This is a genomic window from Mycoplana sp. 10N416 (assembly GCF_056394765.1).
Genome location: NZ_JBFTIM010000002.1, coordinates 538831 through 560872, shown reverse-complemented (window position 1 = coordinate 560872; position 22042 = coordinate 538831). Strand labels below are relative to the sequence as shown.

Sequence of the window (22042 nt, the reverse complement as noted above, 5' to 3'; positions counted from 1 at the left end):
AACAAGAAAACGGACTACCCCAAACATCGGGCATCCTCATGGCACGGTCACTCATCGCTCTTTTTCTCCTGTCTCTTCCGCTCCTGGAAATCGCCGGGTTCATCGTGGTTGGACGGCGTATCGGTCTTGGGCCGACCTTGCTGCTGGTCGTTGCGTCCGCAATGATCGGCCTGGCCATCCTGCGGCGCCAGGGTTTTCAGGCTCTGACGAAGCTGCGCCAGAGACGTCTGCCGCAGGATCTGCCGGCCGAGCGTTTTTTCGATACCGCCATCGTCCTTCTTGCCGGCCTGCTTCTGATCGTGCCCGGCTTCGTGACGGATTTGATTGCGCTGTTGTTGCTGGTACCGCCCATCCGGCAGCGCGTGGCGAGCCGACTTGCCAGTCGTTTCGTCGTGGTCGACTTCACCGCCGCAGCCGATCCACACGCCACCAAGCCGTCTCCGCCACGCACAATCGATCTCGATGATGGCGATTTCACCCGGGAGGACCGGCCTTAAGCCAATTCGGCGCCGAGTCTCGCAGGGTTGTAAGCCCTTGGGCGAAGTGCTAGATCGCTGCCCACCATTTTTCGTCCGAGGAAAGACCCATGGCAACCGACAACGACGCATCCGCCAACAGCGCGGCGAGCCCATCCATCAACATCCTGGCGCAGTATGTGAAGGATCTTTCCTTTGAAAACCCGGGTGCACCGCGCTCGCTGCAGGCGCGCGACAAGGCTCCGTCGATCAACATCAATGTCAACGTGAACGCCAATCCGCTGTCGGAAACCGAGTTCGACGTGATCCTGACGCTGAACGCCGAAGCGAAGGACGACACGAAAGTGCTGTTCAATGCCGAGCTGGCCTATGGCGGCGTCTTCCGCATTGCCGGCTTCCCGCAGGAGCACATGCTGCCGGTCCTCTTCATCGAGTGCCCGCGCCTGCTCTTCCCGTTCGCCCGCCAGATCATTGCCGACGCAACCCGCAACGGCGGCTTCCCGCCGCTGATGATCGACCCGATCGATTTTGCCCAGATGTTCCAGCAGCGCATGGCCGAGGAACAGCTGAAGGCGAAGGTGGCGAGCACGACCAACTGATCGTCTCATCGATGATCAAGGTGGAACGCCCGGCTCCGGCCGGGCGTTTTGCGTTTTGGGACCTTAGTCCTGCTGGTCGTACTTCAGCCAGATCGCCTTGCCGCCCATCTTCTCGACCATCGCGGCATGGGCAGCGACTTCGTCGGCACTGATGCGCGGCGGCAGTGGCCGCGGGCGCGGTGCGATCGGCAGCACGATCTCTTCGCCATCCGCAGAGTCAAACTCCTCGCGCCGCTCGGCAACTCCCAGCCCGAGTGCCGCCTGACGCCCGCCGATCATCTCGATATAGACTTCTGCCAGGAGTTCGGAGTCGAGCAGTGCGCCGTGCTTGGTGCGGTGCGAGTTATCGATGCCGTAGCGCCGGCAGAGTGCGTCGAGCGAGTTCGGACCCATCGGATGCTTGCGGCGCGCAAGCGCCAGCGTGTCGGTTACCCGCTCACCTGGTACCGGCGGAATGCCGAGCCGCTCATACTCGGCGTTGATGAAGCCCATGTCGAAGGTGGCGTTGTGCGCCACCCAGCGGGCCTCGCCGAAGAAGGCCTGCAATTCCTCGACGATGCCGGCGAAAGGCGGCTTGTCCTTCAGGAACTCGTCGGAGATGCCGTGCACCGCGAGCGCGTCCGGATGCACCTTGCGATCGCCCGGGTTGATGTAGACGTGAAAGGTGCGCCCGGTCGGAAAATGATTGTCGAGTTCAATGCCGCCGATTTCAATGACACGATCGAGACGGTTGTCGAGGCCGGTCGTTTCCGTGTCGAAGATGATCTCACGCATCGGCACCATTTCCTTTTCTCAAGCGCTCGACAATCTGTTCCACCTGTTCGCGCGCGTCTTCAAGACCGTTGTCGGTGTTGACCACAAGATCCGCCCGCGCCCGCTTCTCGGCGTCGGGAATTTGACGCGCCAGCAGCATGGCGAACTTCTCTTCCGTCATGCCCGGACGTGCCAGCACCCGCCGGCGCTGCGTCTCTGGCCCACAGGTGACCACGACAGTCTTGTCGACGCGACGGTCTCCGCCGGTCTCGAATAGGAGCGGGATATCCAGAACGACGAGCGGTGCGCCTGCTGCGCGCTGCGCTTCCAGGAAGACATTCTCCTTCTGGCGCACCAGCGGATGGATGATGTCCTCCAGCCGCTTGAAGTCCTCCGGCCGAGCCGCCAGATGCGCCGCGAGCGCCTTGCGGTCGACGACGCCGTCTTCGATCACGTCGGGAAACGCCGCACCGACCGGGCCGACCGCTTCGTTGCGATAGAGTGCATGCACGGTCGCATCCGCGTCATGCACCGGCACACCGAGGGAACGGAACATCTCGGCCGTCGTCGACTTGCCGGTGCCGATCGAGCCGGTGAGGCCAAGCACGATCATGCGTGGCGCTCCATGTCGTCGATGATGCGCTGGCGGAGGGTGGCATCGACGACGGGCCTTTGGCCGAACCATTTCTCAAAACCGGGGACGGCCTGGTGCAACAGCATCCCCAGCCCGTCGACCGTCGCAAGGCCCTGGCGTTCGGCCTGAAGCAGGAACGGCGTCTTCAGCGGCACATAGACGATGTCGGTGACAATCGCTTCGGGAGCAAGCGCGGCGAAATCCAGTTCCGGTGCCGGCTCGCCATCCATTCCGAGCGAGGTCGTGTTGACGAACAAACCAGCCCCGGCCATCACTTCCCCCAGCGCCTCGACCGGATGGGCATGGATCCTCGCGCCGAAGCGGTCTGCGAGTTCCCGGGCACGGGCGAGCGTGCGGTTGACGACATGGATCTCGGCGATGCCCCGATCGCGCAACGCCTGCAGCACGGCCCGGCTGGCGCCGCCGGCTCCAAACACGACGGCGCGTCCCGTGCGGTCCCAGCCGGGCGCCCGCTCGTCGAGATTGGCAACAAACCCGCGTCCGTCGGTATTGGTCGCGTGGACCAGGCCGTCCTCCACCCAGAGCGTGTTGGCTGCGCCCAGTTCTTCGCTCAGCGCGTCAGGCCGGTCGGCAAGCCGGAACGCGGCTTCCTTGTGCGGTATTGTCACGTTGCCGCCGACAAACCGGCGGTTTGCGCCTTTCAGCTCGGCGATGAAAGCGGCAAAGGCTTCCGGCGCCACGTCCTGGCGGGTGTAGCTGCCTGCAATGCCAAGTGCCTCGAGCCAATAGCCGTGGATCAGCGGCGATCGGGAGTGCTTGATCGGATGCCCGACGACAAAGGCATGGTTAACAAATGTTTCACGTGAATCACGCATCGATCGCACCCATTTTCCTCAGCTGGGCGAGCAGCGGAAGCATCGGCAAGCCGATGATCGTGAAGTAGTCGCCCTCGATCTTTTCAAAGAGCTGGATCCCCTCGCCTTCCAGTTGGTAGGCGCCGACGCTGGAAAGCGCCTTGTCGCCGACCCGGGCGACGTGTCGATCGATGAACGCGTCAGACAGCGAGCGCATCGTCAACCATGCTGTCGAGACATGACGCCACCGCATCTCGCCGTCCAGCGACAGGGCAATTGCGCTGTTGAGTGCGTGTGTGCGGCCGGACAGCGCGCGCAGGTGTTCCCTTGCATCCGCCAGGTCGCGCGGCTTGTGAAACACCCGGTCATCCAGGGACAGCGTCTGATCGGATCCGATGACGATATGCCCTGGATTTCGCCGTGCCACATCCCTGGCTTTGGCCTCGGCCAGATGCAGCGCCACGTCCGATGGTGACGGCGCCAGATGCGCGAGCTCCGCCTCGACCGCTCTCTCATCGATGTCGGCAGCCATTGCCGAAAAGGAGAGACCGGCATTCTCCATCAGCATGCGGCGAAAGGGGCTTTGGGAAGCGAGGATCAGGGTCTGGGTCATGGCGCTCACGGACAGTATGTCTTTCGCTTAGCGAAGCTTGGGCCGCAGGGCAACAATGGCCGCGGCGGTCTCCTCGATCGACCGGCGCGTGACGTCGATTACCGGCCAGTTGTGGCGTGCGCACAGCGAACGCGCATATTTCAATTCTTCGGCAATCTGGGCCCTGTCCGTGTAGTCCTCGCCATGGAAGTCTTTCGCCGATCCAAGGACCCTGTTCTGACGGATCTGCGCGATCCGATCACTCGTAGCAATAAGCCCGACAATCAATGGACGCGCTGCATGCGACAACCGCTCCGGCAGGGGAACACCAAGCACGATCGGGATATTGGCGGTCTTGATGCCGCGGTTGGCGAGATAGATGCTCGTTGGCGTCTTGGAGGTCCGGCTGATGCCGACGAGGATCACATCCGCCTCCTCCAGGTCGGCGGGCAACTGCCCGTCGTCGTGATCCATCGTGAAGTTGAGCGCTTCGATCCGCGCGAAGTATTCGGCGTCCATGACGTGCTGGGCGCCGACGCGCCGACGCGAAGTCGCTCCGAGATAGGATTGGAAAATGTCGAGAATCGGTTCGAGCACGGAGACGCAGGGTAATCCCATTTCCCGGCAGCGTTGGTCGATGACGGCCGACAGTTCGCGATCGACAATCGTATAGAGCACGATCCCGGGCGCCCCATCGATCGCGTCGAGAACAGGCGCAAGCTGCTTGCGATTGCGGACGAGCGGATAGACGTGTTCCAGCGCCTGCGATGCCTGGAACTGCGCGGCCGCTGCGCGCCCGGCGGCGATCAGCGTCTCGCCGGTCGAATCGGAGATCAGATGCAGGTGAAAGTAGTTTTTGGGGTTCTCCACATGATCCTCCGGACGCTGTTGATAAGGCGGGATAAAAACGGCGGCCCGGCGCGATGCGGCCGAGCCTCTGGGAAAACCGTCACTTTTTCCACAATTCGCGATTTCGTGGACGCCACTTCCGGCGGCTTGTGGACAAACGAAACCGGGCGACATTGTGTCACGCGATTTCCATCTCTGTCCACAGGCAGCGAAATTGCGCCTCTAATGTAACCTATTGAAGGCGATAGCATTTTAACGATACCCACAAGCCCGTCGCTTTCGGTCGGCATTTTTTCAAGCACTTTTGCCTCTCCCGGCTTCCGCTGGCTTTCTGTGGAGGGAATTTAATCCTTGATACTCACCGACTCTAAGAAATAGAAACCTCTTCAATATGAATTTCTTTGTTAGAAGGAGAACCGCAAAGTTGGCGAGCGGAACGCGAAAGATCGTCGAAGTCCTGAACGGAAAGACCGTTACCCCACCTCCGGTCTGGTTGATGCGACAAGCCGGCCGGTACCTGCCGGAATATCGCGAGACGCGCGCGAAGGCTGGTTCCTTTCTCGATCTGTGCTACTCGCCGGATCACGCGGTTGAGGTGACCCTGCAACCGATCCGGCGCTACGGCTTCGACGCGGCGATCCTGTTCTCCGACATTCTGGTGATACCGGATGCCCTGAAGCGGCAGGTTCGCTTCGACGAAGGCCACGGGCCGCGGATGCAGCCGCTTGGCAGCGAGGAAATTCCCGCACTGGCGGCTATGCCAGTCCTCGACCACCTCGAGCCTGTCATGGAGACGGTCCGGCGTCTGCGCACGGAATTGCCGGACGAAACGACTTTGCTCGGGTTCTGCGGTGCGCCCTGGACGGTTGCCACCTACATGATCGCCGGCCACGGGACGCCCGACCAGGCGCCGACGCGGCTGTTCGCCTACAAGGAGCCGAAGGCCTTCGCGGCGCTCTTGGATATCCTTGCGGAGAAGTCGGCCGAGTATCTCGTCGCCCAGATTGATGCCGGCGCCGATGCGGTTCAGATCTTCGATTCTTGGGCCGGCGTTCTGGGCGAGAACGAGTTTGCCGCTTATGCGGTGAAACCCGTCAGGCGCATCATCGATCTCGTGAAGGCGCGCCGCCCGCAGGCAAAGATCATCGCTTTTGCCAAGGGTGCGGGAATGTTGCTGAAGGACTACCGGCAGGGCACGGGTGCGGACGCCATCGGGCTGGACTGGACTGTTCCTCTGTCTTTCGCCGCCGACCTGCAGAAGGAAGGGCCCATTCAGGGCAATCTCGATCCGCAGCGCGTCGTTGCCGGCGGGGAAGCACTGCGCGACGGTATCGACGCAATCCTGCAGGCGCTGGGCAACGGTCCGTTGATCTTCAACCTCGGTCACGGCATCACGCCGCAGGCCGATCCTGCGAACGTGGCCGCGCTGGTCGAGCGTGTCAGGGGCTTCTCGCGATGAGCGAGCGGCAGACGGGAGGATCGGTCGGGCGACGCGCTGCGCGGCGTGCGGCGGTTGTCCTGCTGCTTTTCACCGCCGCTGCCGCTGCCTTGACCGTCTACCCGCCGTCGGATCTGGCCCTCTGGGTCAAGGCGCTTCACGTCGTCGCGGTGATTTCCTGGATGGCCGGCCTGCTCTATCTGCCGCGCCTTTTCATCTATCACACGGACGCTGCGACGGGCTCGGAGTTGTCCGAGACATTCAAGACGATGGAAAGGCGACTGTATCGCGTCATCATGAACCCGGCGATGATGTTGAGCTGGGTTCTCGGCCTCTATCTCGCCTGGTTCGTCTATGGCTTTCAAGGCGGCTGGCTGCATGCCAAGCTTGCTTTTGTGCTGCTTCTGACCGGGGTGCACGTGTTCTACGGCCGGTCCGTTTCCGCCTTTGCGCGGGACGACAACCGATTCAGTGCACGCCAATGGCGCTTCCTGAACGAGATGCCGGCGCTGCTGATGGTGGTGATCGTAATCCTCGTCGTGGTGAAGCCGTTCTGAGGCTTTCGGCGGCTTCACGTCGATTCCTGCCTGGAAATCGTCTGAGGCACTTGCAGGGTTGCACGTGAACCGCTATTTTCGGCCCCATCTCATCTTTCGTGGCATGTGTATCCCGCTTCGTGAGCTGCATTCCCCCCCCCCGCAGTTCGGTCTTGACCCGCACGCCAGCTTTTCTCCTCGAAATCACGCATGGTCCCCTTCATGGCTGAAATGAAGCTACAAGAACTGAAAAACAAAACGCCGACCGATCTTTTGGCCTTTGCCGAGTCGCTCGAGGTCGAGAATGCCAGCACGATGCGCAAGCAGGAGCTGATGTTTGCGATCCTGAAGATGCTCGCGACGCAGGACACCGAGATCATCGGCGAAGGCGTCGTCGAAGTGCTTCAGGACGGTTTCGGCTTCCTGCGTTCGGCCAATGCGAACTACCTGCCCGGTCCTGACGACATCTATATTTCCCCGTCGCAGATCCGGCGTTTCTCGCTGAAGACGGGCGATACTGTCGAGGGACCGATCCGCGGACCGAAGGAAGGCGAGCGCTACTTCGCGCTGCTGAAGGTCAACACGATCAACTTCGATGATCCGGAAAAGATCCGCCACAAGGTCCATTTCGACAACCTGACGCCGCTCTATCCGAACGAGCGCTTCAAGATGGAACTCGAGGTTCCGACCTCGAAGGATCTGTCACCGCGGGTGATCGATCTGGTGGCGCCGCTCGGCAAGGGCCAGCGCGGGCTGATCGTTGCGCCGCCGCGCACGGGTAAGACCGTGCTGCTGCAGAACATCGCGCATTCGATCACCGCCAACCATCCGGAATGCTACCTGATCGTTCTGCTGATCGACGAGCGGCCGGAAGAAGTCACCGACATGCAGCGTTCGGTCAAGGGCGAAGTCGTTTCCTCGACGTTTGACGAGCCGGCCACGCGCCACGTTCAGGTCGCCGAGATGGTGATCGAGAAAGCCAAGCGGCTGGTGGAGCACGGCCGCGACGTGGTCATCCTGCTCGATTCGATTACTCGCCTGGGGCGCGCCTACAACACCGTTGTGCCGTCTTCCGGCAAGGTGCTGACCGGCGGTGTCGATGCCAATGCACTGCAGCGTCCGAAGCGCTTCTTCGGCGCGGCACGCAATATCGAGGAAGGCGGATCGCTGACGATCATCGCGACCGCCCTGATCGATACCGGCAGCCGGATGGACGAAGTGATCTTTGAAGAGTTCAAGGGTACCGGTAACTCGGAAATCGTTCTTGACCGCAAGGTCGCCGACAAGCGCATCTTCCCGGCAATGGACATTCTCAAATCCGGCACGCGCAAGGAGGATCTGCTCGTTCCACGCCAGGATCTGCAGAAGATCTTCGTGCTTCGCCGCATCCTCGCGCCGATGGGCACCACGGATGCGATCGAGTTCCTGATCGACAAGCTGAAGCAAACGAAGAACAACGGCGACTTCTTCGATTCGATGAATACCTAAACCGGATCCTTATCCGGATTCATCATTACGGCGGGGCGCTTTGCGGCGGCTCGCCGTTTTTCGTTTCGATGTCCATTGGCGGGCAATGCTGGACGCCGCTATTTCCATAGTGTATCGAACGTGCGAAATCGGCGAGATGGTCGGCTTTTGCCGACGCGCCCAGCCAAACCCCCGCAGTTGTGATGACAATGGTTGTCAGTGATACCATTTTTGCGCTTTCGAGCGGTGGACTTCCGTCCGGCGTTGCGGTCATACGTATCAGCGGTCCGGGCTGTTCGAATGCACTTACGGCGATGATCGGAAAGATTCCGGCCCCGCGTCACGCGTCGTTGTGTTCGATTCGCAACCGAAACGGCGATATCCTGGATCAGGGATTGGTCCTGTTCTTTCCCAACCCGGCCTCATTCACCGGAGAGGATTCAGCCGAACTGCATATCCATGGCGGCCGCGCCACCGTGCGGGCGACGCTCGATGCACTCGCTGCAATCCCGGGGCTGCGGCCGGCCGAGGCCGGTGAGTTCAGCCGCCGGGCCTTTCACAACGGCAAGCTCGACCTCGTAGAAATCGAGGGGCTTGCCGACATTGTTTCCGCGCAGACCGAGATGCAGCGCCGCCTGGCGCTCGAGCACGCCGCCGGCGGCGTCTCCAAGCTCTATGATGATTGGACGCGCCGGCTGACGCATGCCAGGGCGATGATCGAAGCGGAACTGGACTTCGCCGACGAGGAGGATGTGCCCGGCGCGGTCGGACAGACGATCCGCGAGGACCTGCGCGCAATCTGCGCCGAGCTCGCCCAGCACCTGAAGGGCGCGCGGGCCGGGGAAATCATTCGCGATGGCCTGACGGTCGTCATCACAGGTCCGCCAAACGTTGGAAAATCCAGCCTTATCAATTATTTGTCCGGTCGGGATATCGCTATTGTCACCGATATTCCCGGCACCACGCGTGATGTCATCGCGGTCGACCTCGATCTGGACGGATTTGCCGTACGAGTGCTCGACACGGCTGGGATTCGCGACACGGTCGAGGTCGTCGAGATGGAGGGCATCCGACGCGCACGATCGGCTGTCGCCAGTGCGGACCTCATCCTGCGGCTGGTGGATAGAAGCGAGAGCGTTGCCACCATCTCCACCGCTGCTGCCCAGCATGGCGGCGCGCCGACGATCTACATTGCGCCGAAATCGGATCTGGACGACAAAACGGGCAACACCGCCCGTCCTGGCAGTATCTTTCCGATCTCGACCCGTACCGGCGACGGCATGGAGGCCCTGCTCGATACCATCCGGCAGCATTTGCCGCATGTGACGGACGCTGCCGCTTTCGCGATCCCGTCGCGTGAGCGACACAATGATGCGTTACGCACCGCGTTTCACGCAATCGAGGACGCGCTGGCGTTTGATGCGGCAAGTCTCGAGTTGCAGGCGGAGAGCCTTCGGCTGGCTGCGAACGCCATTGGCCGCATCACTGGCCGCGTCGACGTTGAGAACCTGCTTGACGTGATATTCTCGGAATTTTGCATCGGGAAGTGATTCACGTGAAACAACCTGTACAACGCAGACGAGTCCGGTGCGGTGTTTCACGTGAAACGATTCCAACATTGGCGAACGCCAGATGGGAAGAACTATGAAGTACGATGTTGTGGTAATTGGCGGGGGGCATGCCGGATGTGAAGCCGCATCCGCGTCCGCCCGCGCCGGGGCGCGCACCGCGCTACTGACGCATTCGCGCCAGACGATCGGTGTCATGTCGTGCAACCCCGCCATTGGCGGGCTCGGCAAGGGGCATCTCGTTCGCGAGGTGGACGCGCTGGACGGGCTGATGGGGCGGGTCGCCGACCGGGCGGGAATCCAGTTTCGACTGCTGAACCGTCGCAAGGGTCCCGCGGTGCGGGGGCCGCGGACACAGGCCGATCGCCAACTCTACCGCACCGGGATGCAGGAGGAGATTGCCTCCGTCGCGAACCTCGACATCATCGAGGGCGATGCCTTCGATATCGAGATCGACCGCGACGAGATAACCGCCGTTCACACCGCGGATGGACGGAAAATCGCCTGCCGGGCCGTGGTGCTGACCACGGGAACGTTCTTGCGCGGCATGATTCATATCGGTCATGAGACGATCCCAGCCGGCCGGGTCGGCGAGAAGCCGTCCCTTGGCCTGTCAGAGACCCTCGCCCGGCTCGGCCTCAACCTCGGACGGCTGAAGACCGGAACGCCGGCGCGTCTGTCCGGCAAGACGATCGCCTGGGACCAGGTGGGTCGGCAGGCGGCCGACGCGGAGCCTGTGCCGTTCTCCTTCATGACCGATCAGATCGTCAATCCCCAGATCGAGTGCGGCGTCACGCGCACGACGGGTGAGACCCACCGGATCATCGAAGAGAACATCGGCCGGTCCGCCATGTACTCCGGTCAGATTCAGGGCGTTGGGCCGCGCTATTGCCCGTCGATTGAGGACAAGATTGTCCGCTTCGGTGAGCGCGACGGCCACCAGATCTTTCTTGAGCCGGAAGGGCTGGAGGACGACACGGTCTATCCGAACGGAATCTCGACCTCCCTCCCCGCTGAGATCCAGTCGGCCTTTATCCGCACGATATCGGGACTGGAACGCGTCGAGATCATCCAGCCGGGCTATGCGATCGAGTACGACCATGTCGATCCGCGCGAACTGAGCCACGGGCTTGAAGTGAAGAAGCGACCCGGGCTATTCCTGGCCGGGCAGATCAATGGAACGACCGGCTACGAGGAGGCCGCCGCCCAGGGCCTAGTGGCCGGCCTGAATGCTGCTCGGTGCGTTGGCGGGCTGCCGCCCCACCATTTCAGCCGCACGGAGAGCTACATCGGCGTGATGATCGACGACCTGACCTCACGCGGCGTGGCTGAGCCCTACCGGATGTTCACCTCGCGAGCCGAGTACCGCCTGTCGCTCCGGGCGGATAATGCCGATCTACGCCTGACGCCGCTAGGGATCGAACTGGGGATCGTCGGTGCGCCGCGCCGCGATCGGTTTGAGTCCTGGCAAGCGGGCCTTGACCGGTTCCGCGCCCTGGCGCAGTCCCTAACGATCACGCCAAGCCAGGCAGCGCAGCATGGCTTGCGGCTGAATCAGGACGGCCAGAGACGCAGCGCTTACGAACTGCTATCATACCCGGAACATTCGATTGCGTCGCTGCAAGCGGTTTGGCCGCCACTGTCGCAGATTCCGCCGCGCCTGCGCGAGACGTTGGAGATCGAGGCTGGTTATGCGGTCTATATGGATCGGCAGGCGGCCGACATCGCCGATGTGCGACGCGAGGAGCAGCGCACCATTCCATCGGACTTCAGCTTCAGCAGTCTGCCGGGTCTGTCGAACGAGTTGCGCGGCAAACTCGCGCAGCACCGTCCAGCCAATGTGGCGCAGGCATCGCGAATCGACGGCATGACGCCGGCGGCGATCTCGTTGCTGCTGACGGCGTTGCGGCGCGATGAATTGGTGATTGGAAATGAAGCTCGGAGCGCCGGGGCATGACAGACACGGATCTGCCCCTTGCGGGTTTGCCTGTTTCACGTGAAACGAATGAACGATTGATTCGCTTTGCTTTGCTGTTCAAGAAGTGGGCACGCACCATTAATCTTGTGGCGCCCTCGACGCTGGCTGAGTTCGGCGAGCGGCACATCCGCGACAGCGCCCAGATTTATCAACTGAATCCCGGCCCGCGAACCTGGGTCGATCTGGGCAGCGGCGGCGGTTTCCCCGGCATTATCACTGCGATCCTCCTGAACGAAGCCGGCGGCGGTTGGGTGCATCTGGTTGAAAGCAACAACAAAAAAGCGGCGTTCTTGCGAACCGCGATTGCCGAGACCGGCGCCTTGGCCAGCGTCCATCCCATTCGAATCGAGGCGGCGCCGACCACAATTCCGCGATGCGACGCGATCTCGGCGCGGGCCCTGGCCGATCTGTCGCTCTTGCTTGAATTCAGTGCACCCTGGATGACGCCCAATCCGAACTGCCGGGCCTATTTCCATAAAGGCCGGGATTACCAGACCGAAGTGGATAAAGCAGTTGGTCGCTGGTGCTTCGATCTGGTAAAACATCAAAGTGTCGTTGAGCGCGATTCTGTCGTGCTGGAGATAACGAATCTTTCGCGGATCATTCAGTGACGGCGGAGTCAAATGGCAAGCCTACCCAACCGAATCATCACCATTGCGAACCAAAAGGGTGGGGTCGGCAAGACCACCACCGCGATCAACCTGGCGACGGCGCTTGCGGCCATCGGCGAGCGGGTGCTGATCGTCGATCTCGACCCGCAGGGTAATGCCAGCACCGGGCTCGGCATCGACCGCCGCGACCGGAAGCTTTCATCCTACGACTTGCTGATCGGCACGCACAGCATCGGCGAGATCGCCCAGCAGACCGCCGTGCCCAATCTGTCCATTCTGCCCTCGACGATGGATCTTCTGGGAATCGAGATGGAGATCGCCGGCGAGAGCGATCGGGTCTTTCGCCTGCGGCGCGCATTGTTTTCCGAAGATGCGTCTGCGTATTCCTATATCCTCGTCGATTGTCCGCCCTCGTTCAACCTGTTGACGATGAATGCGATGACGGCTGCGCATTCGGTACTTGTGCCATTGCAGTGCGAGTTTTTTGCCCTGGAGGGTCTCAGCCAGCTCCTGGAGACGGTCGACCAGATTCGGCGCACGGTGAACCCGTCGTTGGACATCCAGGGAATCGTGCTGACGATGTATGACTCGCGTAACAACCTTGCCTTGCAGGTTGTCAACGACGTGCGCACCCATCTGGGCGAAAAGGTTTATCACACCCTGATCCCACGGAATGTTCGCGTATCGGAAGCGCCCTCCTATGGTAAGCCGGCTATTCTTTATGATCTGAAATGCGCCGGCAGCCAGGCCTATCTGCAACTGGCCTCCGAAGTCCTCCAGCGCGAACGGCAGCGCAAAGCGGCATAGTCTTATTGAGAGTGGCAATCATGAGTGACGATAACGCGAAGCGGCGGCTCGGACGCGGTCTGGCCGCACTGATCGGCGAAATGGACCAGCCGGTGGCAATCGGTGCGGCCGAACCGCCGCCGATCAATCCCGACCGGATGGTGCCGATCGAATTCGTCGGACGAAACCCGCGAAACCCGCGCCGCTACTTCGATGAGGCGGAGTTGCAGGACCTGGCGGCGTCGATCCGCCAGCACGGCATCGTCCAGCCGGTCGTCGTGCGGACGATTGCAGCGGAGCGCTTCGAGATCATCGCCGGCGAACGGCGCTGGCGGGCGGCCCAACTCGCCGGTTTCGTGGAAATTCCGGTGATTGTCCGTGATGTGGACGATCGCACGGCGTTGGAGATTGCGATCGTCGAGAACGTCCAGCGCTCCGATCTTAACCCGTTGGAAGAGGCGCTCGGCTACGATCAGCTGATTGCCGAGCACGGCTATACGCAGAACGACCTGGGCGAGATCATCGGCAAGAGCCGCAGTCACGTGGCTAACAGCCTGCGGCTGTTGAAGCTGCCGGAACCGGTACGAGACATGCTCGCCTCCGGCGCGCTTTCGGCCGGTCATGCCCGCGCGCTGGTGCCGACGTCGGATCCGGTCAGTCTGGCCAAAACGATTGTCGCGAAGGGAATGTCCGTCCGCGATGCCGAGCGGCTGGCGCAGAATGATATCAAGGCGCAGGCCGACCCGGACCATCAGAACCGCAAGCCAGCGCACAAGGAAGAAAAGGACGCCGATACGCTTGCGCTCGAGCGCACGCTTTCGGACAGCCTGGGACTTGAGGTGACGGTCAGCCACAAGGCCGGCGGCGGATATCTGCGCATCGGCTACAAGACGCTCGAGCAGTTGGAAGAAATCTGCCGGCTGCTGGAGCGCCGCTGACCGGTCGTTTCCTTACCCGCGGGCCGACTGGAGCGCGGTCGACAGCAGCGTCTGCAGCGCAATGGTTCCTTCCAACGCAGATCGTTGCCGGCTTTGCAGAATGGTGGCCTGAAGCCGCGACGTTTCGCGCCGGAGCGCGTCGCTCCGCCACCGCCTCAACGCCTGCTCGATCACCGGCTTACGCCGGAAATGGAGATGACGACCCATGGTCGCCACCGCCTGCGAAGCGTCGAGGCGTTTCTCGTCCATCTCCGCCCGCATCAGTTCAAGCAATTGGAACTGCTTCAGGCAGGCTTGCAGAACGAGAAATACCGGGGTTTTGGACGACATGATCTTCTGCATGGCAGTGAGATATGCCGACTGATCACCTTTCAGAATTGCATCGACTGCGTCATCCACGGAAATTGCACTGGCGTCGCCGATCGCCGCAATGACATCCTCATCCTCGACGAGCCCCTGTCCCTGACAGTACAGCGCTAGCTTGCGGATCTCGTTGCGTGAGGCGATGCGGTCGCCGCCGATGCATTCCACCAGGCGCTGTCGGGCGGCGGGCGCGATCCGCAATCCAGCTGCTTCCAATTCATTATCGATCAGTCCGTTCAAGGCGCGCGCGTCGTCGGAATAGCAGGGAATGGCGACCGCGCTCCGCGATGCCTCGACGGCTTTGCGCAGCGCCGCCCCCTTCTTGAGGTCGCCAGCCTCGACAATCAGCGTGCTGCCGACGGGCGGCTCTTTGCTGAGCAGGTCGAGAGCCTCGAGCAGCGGGCGCTCATTGGCGGCATCCTTGATCCAGACAAGGCGATCGCCACCGAACAGACCGATCGCGTGCATCTCGTCCAGCAATCTGCCCGGTTGGCCGACGAGGTCTGATGCGGTGATTCGCAGGGTGGAGAAGGCGTCATCGAGGGGAACGCCCGTCGAGCGCGCCAGCAGGCTCGCGCGCTCGGACACGAGACCGCGATCGGGACCATATACCAAAAATATGCCGCCCGATCGGGGGGCGCGTTTTAGAAACGCGTCGAACTCATGCGACTTGATCTCTGTCATAGCCGGCTAACGTTTTGCGAGGCCCGTTGCAATATCTGCGCGTAACAGCTCAGCGAGCTCGCGAGCGGCCCTGTTCTCGGCATCGCGAATTGCCCGCAACTTGGCGAACTCCTGGACAGGGAAATCGACGAGCGCCACGACTTGCCGCCTGCCGGAACGAATCGTTTCGCCGGAATCGGATCGCGTCAGGTTGTAGTCGGCCGTCATGACGATACGGCCTGCGCGGGCAACGTCGTCAGACGACGAGACCAGCACGTCGACTGCGCGCGAGGCGACGCTCAACTCCAGATGATAGGCGGCCGCGGTTGGCTCGCCGGCGCCGCCGCCGAGCAGAAAGATCAGTTCGTTGCGGACCCGCTGTTCGACGCGATCATCGGCCTCCGACACGGAGACGGACGCGGCTGCTCCAGCGCCGGCCGATCCGGTCGAATGGAGTGGCCGGACCTGGCAACCGGCGGTGACGGTAAGGGCCAAAAGGCCAATCGCGGAAATTGCGAACTTCAAGCTCCTGCCGTCAGACAACAACATTCACGATCCTCTGTGGGATGACGATGATCTTCTTCGGCTTCTGTCCGGCTAGAACGGATTGAACCTGCTCCAGGGCCAGAACGGCCGCCTCGACCGCCATCTGATCTGCGTCGCGGGCGATTGTCAAATCGGCGCGCTTCTTGCCGTTAATCTGGACCGGAAGGGTGATTTCATTCTCGGCCACCAACGCCTCGTTGTAAGCCGGCCACGTGGTCTGGGCGATAAGGTCCTGCCCGCCGATCACGGCCCAGCATTCCTCCGCCAGGTGCGGCATAATCGGGGCGATCATGGCGATCATGATCTCGCTGGCGTTGCGCACCGCGGCGATCATGTCAGCAGTCGCCCTGCCCTCGGCAACCAGGGTCAACGGTGACGCCAGTACGTTCATGAACTCATAAATCCGCGCAACGGCCTTGTTGAAGGCCAGCTTGTCGTAGTCGGCCTGGACCGCCTTCAGCGTCCGGTGGGCGGCGCGCGACACAGCCAAAGCGTCGCCGTCGTCACCTGGCCGGGACGGGGAAGCTTTCAACATGCCGGAAGCTTCGGAGATCAGACGCCAGACGCGCTGCACGAAGCGATGCGCGCCCTCGACACCGGACTCCGACCAGATCACGTCTCGATCCGGGGGCGAATCGGACAGCACGAAGAAGCGCGCCGTGTCCGCGCCGTAGGAGGCGATGATGTCGTCCGGGTCGACGACGTTCTTCTTCGACTTCGACATCTTCTCAATCGAGCCGATGGTAATTTCTTCGCCGGATTCGAGGTGGATTGCGTGACGCTTGCCGTCGACTTCCTCGATGCGGATCTCGGCCGGCGTCACCCAATCGCGACCGCGCTTGTAGGTCTCGTGCACCACCATGCCCTGGGTGAAGAGGCCCTTGAAGGGTTCCTTCAGGTCAAGATGGCCGGCCACCTGCATCGCGCGCGTGAAGAAGCGGGAATAGAGCAGATGCAGGATCGCGTGCTCGATGCCGCCGATATACTGATCGACCGGCAACCAGGCGTCGGCTGCCGCAGGATCCGTCGGCCGGCTCTCCCAGGGAGCTGTGAAGCGGGCGAAATACCAGGACGAATCCACGAACGTGTCCATGGTGTCGGTCTCGCGCCGAGCGTCCTTGCCGCACTGCGGGCAGCCGACATGCCGCCAGGTCGGATGGCGATCGAGCGGGTTGCCGGGACTGTCGAAAGAGACGTCGTCCGGCAGCTTCACCGGCAGGTCCTTGGCCGGCACCGGAACGACGCCGCAGGCCTCGCAATGAATGATCGGAATCGGGCAGCCCCAATAGCGCTGGCGAGAGATCCCCCAGTCGCGCAGACGGAAATTGACCTTGCGCTCGCCCTGCGGTGCGTTGCCGACAGTCGCCTCCGTCAGCCTTTTTGCGACCTCCTCGAAGGCGGCCTCGGTCGAAAGCCCATCCAGGAAGCGCGAATTGATCATCACGCCGTCGCCCACATAGGCCTCGTCTGCGATGGCAAACGTGGTCGCGTCGGCGCCGTCCGGCATGACGACCGGTACGACCGAGAGGTTGTACTTGCGGGCGAAGTCGAGGTCGCGCTGGTCGCCGGAAGGGCAGCCGAAAATGGCGCCCGTGCCATAGTCCATCAGCACGAAGTTGGCTACGTAGACGGGCAGTTCCCAATTCGGGTCGAACGGATGGCGGACACGGATGCCGGTGTCCATTCCCTTCTTCTCGGCCGTCTCGAGCGCCGCAAGCGACGTTCCTGCACGGCGGCACTCCTCGCAAAAGGCTTCGATCGCGGCGTTGTGACTCGCGGCGTCCCTTGCGAGCGGATGGTCAGCCGAAATAGCCAGAAACGAGGCACCGAACAGGGTGTCGGGACGGGTCGTATAGACCGTCACGTCGCTGGCATCGGTCAGGCCGGCCTGGTCCGCGATCTCCCAGCGGATCATCATCCCGTCCGATCGGCCGATCCAGTTCTTCTGCATCAGGCGGACCTTTTCCGGCCACTGGTCGAGCGTATCGAGTGCCTGCAGCAGGTCGTCCGAGAAGTCGGTGATGCGGAAGAACCATTGCGTCAGCTCGCGCTGCTCCACCAGAGCGCCCGAACGCCAGCCGCGGCCGTCGATGACCTGCTCGTTGGCAAGCACTGTGTTGTCGACCGGATCCCAATTGACTTTCGACTGCTTGCGATAGACCAGACCCTTCTCGAGGAAGTCGAGGAACAGCCGCTGCTGGTGCTGGTAATATTCGACGTCGCAGGTCGCGAACTCGCGCGACCAGTCCAGCGACAGGCCCATGGCCTTGAGCTGGGCCTTCATCGAGGCGATGTTCTGGTAGGTCCAGGATGCCGGATGGACGCCGCGTTCCATGGCGGCGTTTTCCGCGGGCATGCCGAAGGCGTCCCAGCCCATCGGATGCAGCACGTTGAAGCCGCGGGCGCGCTTGTAGCGGGCGACGACATCGCCCATGGCGTAGTTGCGCACATGGCCCATGTGAATGCGCCCGGAGGGATACGGGAACATCTCAAGCACGTAGTACTTTTCCCGCGGATCGTCGTTCTTGGTGAGAAAGACGTTCTCTTCATTCCATTTTGCCTGCCAGCGTGGCTCGGCATCGCGAGGGTTGTAACGTTCGGTTGCCATGTCGTCGATTTGTCCGAAAAGCTGTGGGCAAAGCCCATGAGAATTGGTGGCGAGACCTTCACCATGAAACCGCGATAGCGTCAAGTTTTTGACCGCCCCCTCGAGCCTCAAACGCGCTTCGCTCTAGGACCCGCCCTTGGCAAGCCGTACCGATTTCGCTAGGTCCGGACACACGATTAGACATCGGAGGCTGGGCATGGAACTGGAAGAGCGTCTCAACGAGGTTCGCGGTCGAATCCGCAAGGCTTCCCTGGCTACCGGCCGTGCCCCGGACGCGGTCACGCTTGTTGCCGTATCGAAGACTTTCGATGCGGAGGCGATCCGTCCGGCGATTGCCGCGGGCCAACGGGTGTTCGGCGAAAACCGTGTCCAGGAGGCGCAGGGCAAGTGGCCCGGGCTCCGCGGCGAGATGGCCGATCTGGAGCTTCGCCTGATCGGCCCGCTCCAGTCGAACAAGGCGGCGGAAGCGGTGGCCCTGTTCGATGTGATCGAGACCGTCGATCGGGAGAAGATCGCCAAGGCAATTGCTGCGGAGATGCAACGGCAGGGCCGACGCCTGCGGCTCTATGTTCAGGTCAATACCGGTCTCGAGGCGCAGAAGGCCGGGATTGCGCCGGAGGATACGGCGTCGTTCGTGGTATCCTGCCGGTCGCTGAATCTCGATATCGAAGGCCTGATGTGCATTCCGCCTGCCGACGAAAATCCAGGCCCGCATTTTGCGCTTCTGGCGAAACTCGCGAAAGAGGCAGGCGTCGAGCGCCTGTCGATGGGAATGTCGGGGGACTACGAAACGGCCGTGGCCTTCGGCGCGACAAGCGTCCGCGTCGGGTCGGCCATTTTCGGCTCGCGGTAACACGATTTTGAGCGTCGCTGCGTGCGGTTCGACTGTCCTATCGTGATGATCGGCAATGCGACCGGGAACTCCGCGTGCATCTAGCCCAATGGTCTGGCTTCCCTGCGTGAAGGGAGTTGCCTATTCTTTCCTTCGGAGGGGCCGTCTCGACGGCCAGACGAATACCGGAGGAGCATCATCATCATGGCGAGCACATACGCAGCCACCTATGCGCAATGGCAGGCGGACCCGTCCGCGTTCTGGGCGGAAGCCGCCAGCGCGATTGACTGGTTCAAGGCGCCGTCCATCGCGTTCGACGGCGAGCGGGGCGTCTATGGACACTGGTTTCCCGACGGCGAAGCCAACACCTGCTACAATTGCGTCGATCGCCATGTCGCGTCTGGTCGGGCCGACCAGGCGGCGCTGATCTATGACAGCCCGGTGACCGGCCAGAAGCGCCGATACACCTATGCCGAGATGCTGGTTGAGGTTCAGGCAATTGCGGCGGTGCTGACCGATCTGGGCGTCGAGCGCGGCGATCGGGTCATCATCTACATGCCGATGGTTCCGGAGGCGGTCTTCAGTATGCTCGCCTGCGCGCGCATCGGCGCAGTCCATTCCATCGTTTTCGGCGGGTTTGCGGCGAACGAGCTGGCGACCCGCATCGATGACTGCAAGGCGAAGATAGTCATTACGGCGAGCTGCGGCATCGAGCCGGGCCGCGTGGTTGCCTACAAGCCCTTGCTCGACGCCGCGCTTGAGATGGCCGGCCACAAGCCGGAGCGCTGTCTCGTGCTGCAGCGTCCCGAACTCGAGGCTTCGCTCGTCGAGGATCGCGACGTCGATTTCACCGCGGCTGTCGCTCGGGCAAAGCAAGGCGGGCGCACCGTGCCTTGCGTTTCGCTGCGCGCGACCGACCCGCTCTATGTCCTCTACACGTCCGGGACGACCGGCCAGCCAAAGGGCGTGCTGCGCGACAACGGCGGACACATGGTGGCGCTGGCCTGGAGCATGAAGCACTTCTACGGGGTTCGACCCGGCGAGGTGTTCTGGACTGCCTCGGATATCGGCTGGGTGGTCGGCCATTCCTACATCGTCTATGGGCCCCTTCTGAACGGGAGCACGACTGTCCTTTACGAAGGCAAACCGGTCGGCACGCCGGATGCCGGCGCCTATTGGCGGGTGATCCAGGAGCATCAGGTCAGTGTCCTGTTTACCGCGCCGACCGCGTTCCGCGCCATCCGCAGGGAAGACCCGTCCGGGTCACTGATCCCGAAATACGACCTGAGTTCACTGCGGGCGCTCTTCCTCGCCGGAGAGCGGGCCGATCCGAACACGCTGCAGTGGGCGGAAAAGGTCCTGCAGGTGCCGGTCATCGATCACTGGTGGCAGACGGAAACGGGCTGGCCGATGGCTGGCAATCCGCTCGGTCTGGGGCTTCTGCCGGTGAAGCACGGTTCGCCCACGGTGCCCCTGCCCGGTTACACGATCGATGTGCTCGATGATGCCGGTCACCCGGTCGAACCGGGGACGCTCGGCAACATTGTCGTGAAGCTTCCCCTGCCCCCGGGCTGCCTGCCGTCTTTCTGGAACGCCGACGAACGTTTTCGCGCCGTCTGCCTGGTTGAATTCCCCGGTTACTACAAGACCGCCGACGCAGGTTACCTCGATGAAGACGGCTACGTGTTCATCATGGCGCGCACCGACGACATCATCAACGTGGCGGGGCATCGCCTCTCCACCGGTGCGATGGAAGAGGTCTGCGCCAGCCATCCGGATGTTGCCGAATGCGCCGTCATCGGCATCGCCGATGCGTTGAAGGGGCAGATCCCCGCCGGCTTCCTCGTTCTCAACCGCGGTGTTTCACGTGAATCATCAGTTATCGAGGGCGAGGTGGTGGCGCTAGTGCGCGACCGCATTGGGCCGGTTGCAGCGCTCAAGACCGTCGTCTGTGTCAAGCGTCTGCCGAAGACGCGCTCCGGCAAGATCCTGCGGGGAACGATGCAGAAGATCGCCGATCGGCAGGAGTGGAGAATGCCGGCAACGATTGACGATCCGGCCATTCTCGATGAGATACGCGAGGCGCTGGCGACGCATGGAATCGGCGTCTGAAGCATCCCGTTAAGCGGGAAAGATATCTAGAGAGCGTAAAGCACCATAAAAAATGCCCGGTCCTTGCGGCCGGGCCATTTTTTTTGCGACTTGCCGATCGCTCAGAGATCGTCGTCTTCATCCTCGGGATGCGACGACTTCAGCGACTTCAGCTTGGCAAAGACGGCGTCGGCGTCGATTTCCTTCTCTTCCTCGCGCTCGTGGCCGCCGAAGGGCAGCTTTTCGGTTTCCTGCGCGGATTCGAGCGTTGCGCCGAGTTCCGCAGCCGTCGGCAGCGGCCGGCCCTTGGAGGCGCGCTCGACCTCGAGATCAAGGTCGATCTGCGAGCACAGGCCGAGCGTGACCGGGTCCATCGGCGTCAGGTTGGCGGAATTCCAGTGCGTGCGCTCGCGGATCTGCTCGATCGTCGACTTGGTCGTGCCGACGAGACGCGAGATCTGGGCGTCCTTCAGTTCCGGATGGTTGCGGACCAGCCAGAGGATGGCGTTGGGCCGGTCCTGGCGCTTGGAGACCGGGGTGTAGCGCGGTCCCTTGCGCTTCGATTCCGGTACGCGCACTTTCGGCTCGGAAAGCTTGAGCTTGTGATTCGGATTGGCTTCGGCGCGGGCGATCTCGTCGCGGGACAGCTGGCCGGTGGCGATGGGGTCGAGACCTTTGATGCCCTGGGCCGATTCGCCGTCCGCGATCGCCTTGACCTCGAGCGGGTGCAGCTTGCAGAACTGGGCGATCTGGTCGAACGACAGCGCCGTGTTGTCGACCAGCCAGACGGCGGTCGCCTTTGGCATGAGCAGTTGTTGAGCCATGGATACAATCCTTTGTTCGTCCGCGCCGGTGTCGCGGGCCGTGGGGTCTAACCACTGATTTCCGGGAATTGGGCA

The 22042-nt window shown here is 62.3% G+C and carries 21 protein-coding genes; 12 read left to right on the top strand and 9 right to left on the bottom strand.

Going from position 1 to position 22042, the window contains the following annotated elements:
* Nucleotides 1-38: 38 nt before the first annotated feature.
* Nucleotides 39-497, top strand: coding sequence for an FxsA family protein (locus AC1DDS_RS06890; protein ID WP_477478192.1), 459 nt, complete (start codon nucleotides 39-41; stop codon nucleotides 495-497).
* An 89-nt stretch (nucleotides 498-586) separates the two neighbouring features.
* On the top strand, nucleotides 587-1075 hold the full coding sequence (gene secB, locus AC1DDS_RS06885; protein ID WP_477478191.1) for a protein-export chaperone SecB: 489 nt from the start codon (nucleotides 587-589) through the stop codon (nucleotides 1073-1075).
* Nucleotides 1076-1138: 63 nt separating this feature from the next.
* Here the strand turns inward: secB and dnaQ are convergent, their stop codons facing one another.
* From dnaQ to AC1DDS_RS06860, 5 genes are read right to left on the bottom strand one after another with little or no spacing between them, the layout of a single operon-like run.
* Nucleotides 1139-1849, bottom strand: coding sequence for a DNA polymerase III subunit epsilon (gene dnaQ, locus AC1DDS_RS06880; protein WP_477478190.1), 711 nt, complete (start codon nucleotides 1847-1849; stop codon nucleotides 1139-1141).
* A complete protein-coding gene (coaE, locus tag AC1DDS_RS06875; protein ID WP_477478189.1) occupies nucleotides 1842-2441 on the bottom strand; it encodes a dephospho-CoA kinase in 600 nt (199 codons plus the stop codon). Before coaE ends, dnaQ begins: the two co-directional genes overlap by 8 nt.
* Complete coding sequence (locus AC1DDS_RS06870) at nucleotides 2438-3298, bottom strand: shikimate dehydrogenase (RefSeq protein WP_477478188.1); 861 nt, start codon at nucleotides 3296-3298, stop codon at nucleotides 2438-2440. The genes coaE and AC1DDS_RS06870 overlap by 4 nt, the downstream gene beginning before the upstream one ends.
* Nucleotides 3291-3890: a Maf-like protein gene (locus tag AC1DDS_RS06865; RefSeq protein ID WP_477478187.1), complete on the bottom strand. Its 600-nt coding sequence runs from the start codon at nucleotides 3888-3890 to the stop codon at nucleotides 3291-3293. The genes AC1DDS_RS06870 and AC1DDS_RS06865 overlap by 8 nt, the downstream gene beginning before the upstream one ends.
* A 27-nt stretch (nucleotides 3891-3917) precedes the next feature.
* Complete coding sequence (locus AC1DDS_RS06860) at nucleotides 3918-4739, bottom strand: pyruvate, water dikinase regulatory protein (RefSeq protein ID WP_310414081.1); 822 nt, start codon at nucleotides 4737-4739, stop codon at nucleotides 3918-3920.
* A gap of 403 nt (nucleotides 4740-5142) precedes the next feature.
* On the opposite strand from AC1DDS_RS06860, the gene hemE reads away from it, so the two are divergent.
* The 8 genes from hemE to AC1DDS_RS06820 all read left to right on the top strand — a co-directional run bounded on the left by hemE (nucleotide 5143) and on the right by AC1DDS_RS06820 (nucleotide 14040).
* Nucleotides 5143-6177 carry a uroporphyrinogen decarboxylase gene (gene hemE, locus AC1DDS_RS06855; RefSeq protein WP_477478186.1) on the top strand — a complete coding sequence of 345 codons (1035 nt, stop codon included), beginning with the start codon at nucleotides 5143-5145 and terminating at the stop codon, nucleotides 6175-6177.
* Entirely contained in the window at nucleotides 6174-6713 is a 540-nt protein-coding gene (gene hemJ / locus AC1DDS_RS06850) for a protoporphyrinogen oxidase HemJ (protein WP_477478185.1), read from the top strand. The genes hemE and hemJ overlap by 4 nt, the downstream gene beginning before the upstream one ends.
* 201 nt (nucleotides 6714-6914) lie before the next feature.
* Complete coding sequence (rho, locus tag AC1DDS_RS06845; protein ID WP_310414073.1) at nucleotides 6915-8180, top strand: transcription termination factor Rho; 1266 nt, start codon at nucleotides 6915-6917, stop codon at nucleotides 8178-8180.
* Between the two features lie 188 nt (nucleotides 8181-8368).
* The gene (gene mnmE, locus AC1DDS_RS06840) at nucleotides 8369-9709 is read left to right on the top strand and encodes a tRNA uridine-5-carboxymethylaminomethyl(34) synthesis GTPase MnmE (RefSeq protein WP_477478256.1); all 1341 of its coding nucleotides are present in this window, start codon (nucleotides 8369-8371) and stop codon (nucleotides 9707-9709) included.
* Between the two features lie 94 nt (nucleotides 9710-9803).
* A complete protein-coding gene (gene mnmG / locus AC1DDS_RS06835; protein ID WP_477478184.1) occupies nucleotides 9804-11684 on the top strand; it encodes a tRNA uridine-5-carboxymethylaminomethyl(34) synthesis enzyme MnmG in 1881 nt (626 codons plus the stop codon).
* Complete coding sequence (locus AC1DDS_RS06830; RefSeq protein ID WP_477478183.1) at nucleotides 11681-12316, top strand: 16S rRNA (guanine(527)-N(7))-methyltransferase RsmG; 636 nt, start codon at nucleotides 11681-11683, stop codon at nucleotides 12314-12316. The genes mnmG and AC1DDS_RS06830 overlap by 4 nt, the downstream gene beginning before the upstream one ends.
* 12 nt (nucleotides 12317-12328) lie before the next feature.
* Nucleotides 12329-13123: a ParA family protein gene (locus AC1DDS_RS06825; RefSeq protein WP_477478182.1), complete on the top strand. Its 795-nt coding sequence runs from the start codon at nucleotides 12329-12331 to the stop codon at nucleotides 13121-13123.
* 20 nt (nucleotides 13124-13143) lie between these two features.
* Entirely contained in the window at nucleotides 13144-14040 is an 897-nt protein-coding gene (locus AC1DDS_RS06820; protein ID WP_477478181.1) for a ParB/RepB/Spo0J family partition protein, read from the top strand.
* A 12-nt stretch (nucleotides 14041-14052) separates the two neighbouring features.
* On the opposite strand, the gene holA is transcribed toward AC1DDS_RS06820, so the two are convergent.
* From holA to leuS, 3 genes are read right to left on the bottom strand one after another with little or no spacing between them, the layout of a single operon-like run.
* Entirely contained in the window at nucleotides 14053-15087 is a 1035-nt protein-coding gene (gene holA, locus AC1DDS_RS06815; protein ID WP_477478180.1) for a DNA polymerase III subunit delta, read from the bottom strand.
* A 6-nt stretch (nucleotides 15088-15093) separates the two neighbouring features.
* Complete coding sequence (gene lptE / locus AC1DDS_RS06810; RefSeq protein WP_310414055.1) at nucleotides 15094-15615, bottom strand: LPS assembly lipoprotein LptE; 522 nt, start codon at nucleotides 15613-15615, stop codon at nucleotides 15094-15096.
* The gene (leuS, locus tag AC1DDS_RS06805) at nucleotides 15602-18220 is read right to left on the bottom strand and encodes a leucine--tRNA ligase (protein WP_477478179.1); all 2619 of its coding nucleotides are present in this window, start codon (nucleotides 18218-18220) and stop codon (nucleotides 15602-15604) included. The genes lptE and leuS overlap by 14 nt, the downstream gene beginning before the upstream one ends.
* 196 nt (nucleotides 18221-18416) lie before the next feature.
* Between leuS and AC1DDS_RS06800 the strand changes: the two genes are divergently transcribed.
* Together AC1DDS_RS06800 and AC1DDS_RS06795 are read left to right on the top strand one after the other, a co-directional pair.
* A complete protein-coding gene (locus AC1DDS_RS06800; protein ID WP_477478178.1) occupies nucleotides 18417-19073 on the top strand; it encodes a YggS family pyridoxal phosphate-dependent enzyme in 657 nt (218 codons plus the stop codon).
* A gap of 183 nt (nucleotides 19074-19256) precedes the next feature.
* On the top strand, nucleotides 19257-21164 hold the full coding sequence (locus AC1DDS_RS06795) for a propionyl-CoA synthetase (RefSeq protein WP_477478177.1): 1908 nt from the start codon (nucleotides 19257-19259) through the stop codon (nucleotides 21162-21164).
* A gap of 101 nt (nucleotides 21165-21265) precedes the next feature.
* On the opposite strand, the gene AC1DDS_RS06790 is transcribed toward AC1DDS_RS06795, so the two are convergent.
* Complete coding sequence (locus AC1DDS_RS06790) at nucleotides 21266-21967, bottom strand: DUF1013 domain-containing protein (protein ID WP_310414041.1); 702 nt, start codon at nucleotides 21965-21967, stop codon at nucleotides 21266-21268.
* Nucleotides 21968-22042: the final 75 nt, after the last annotated feature.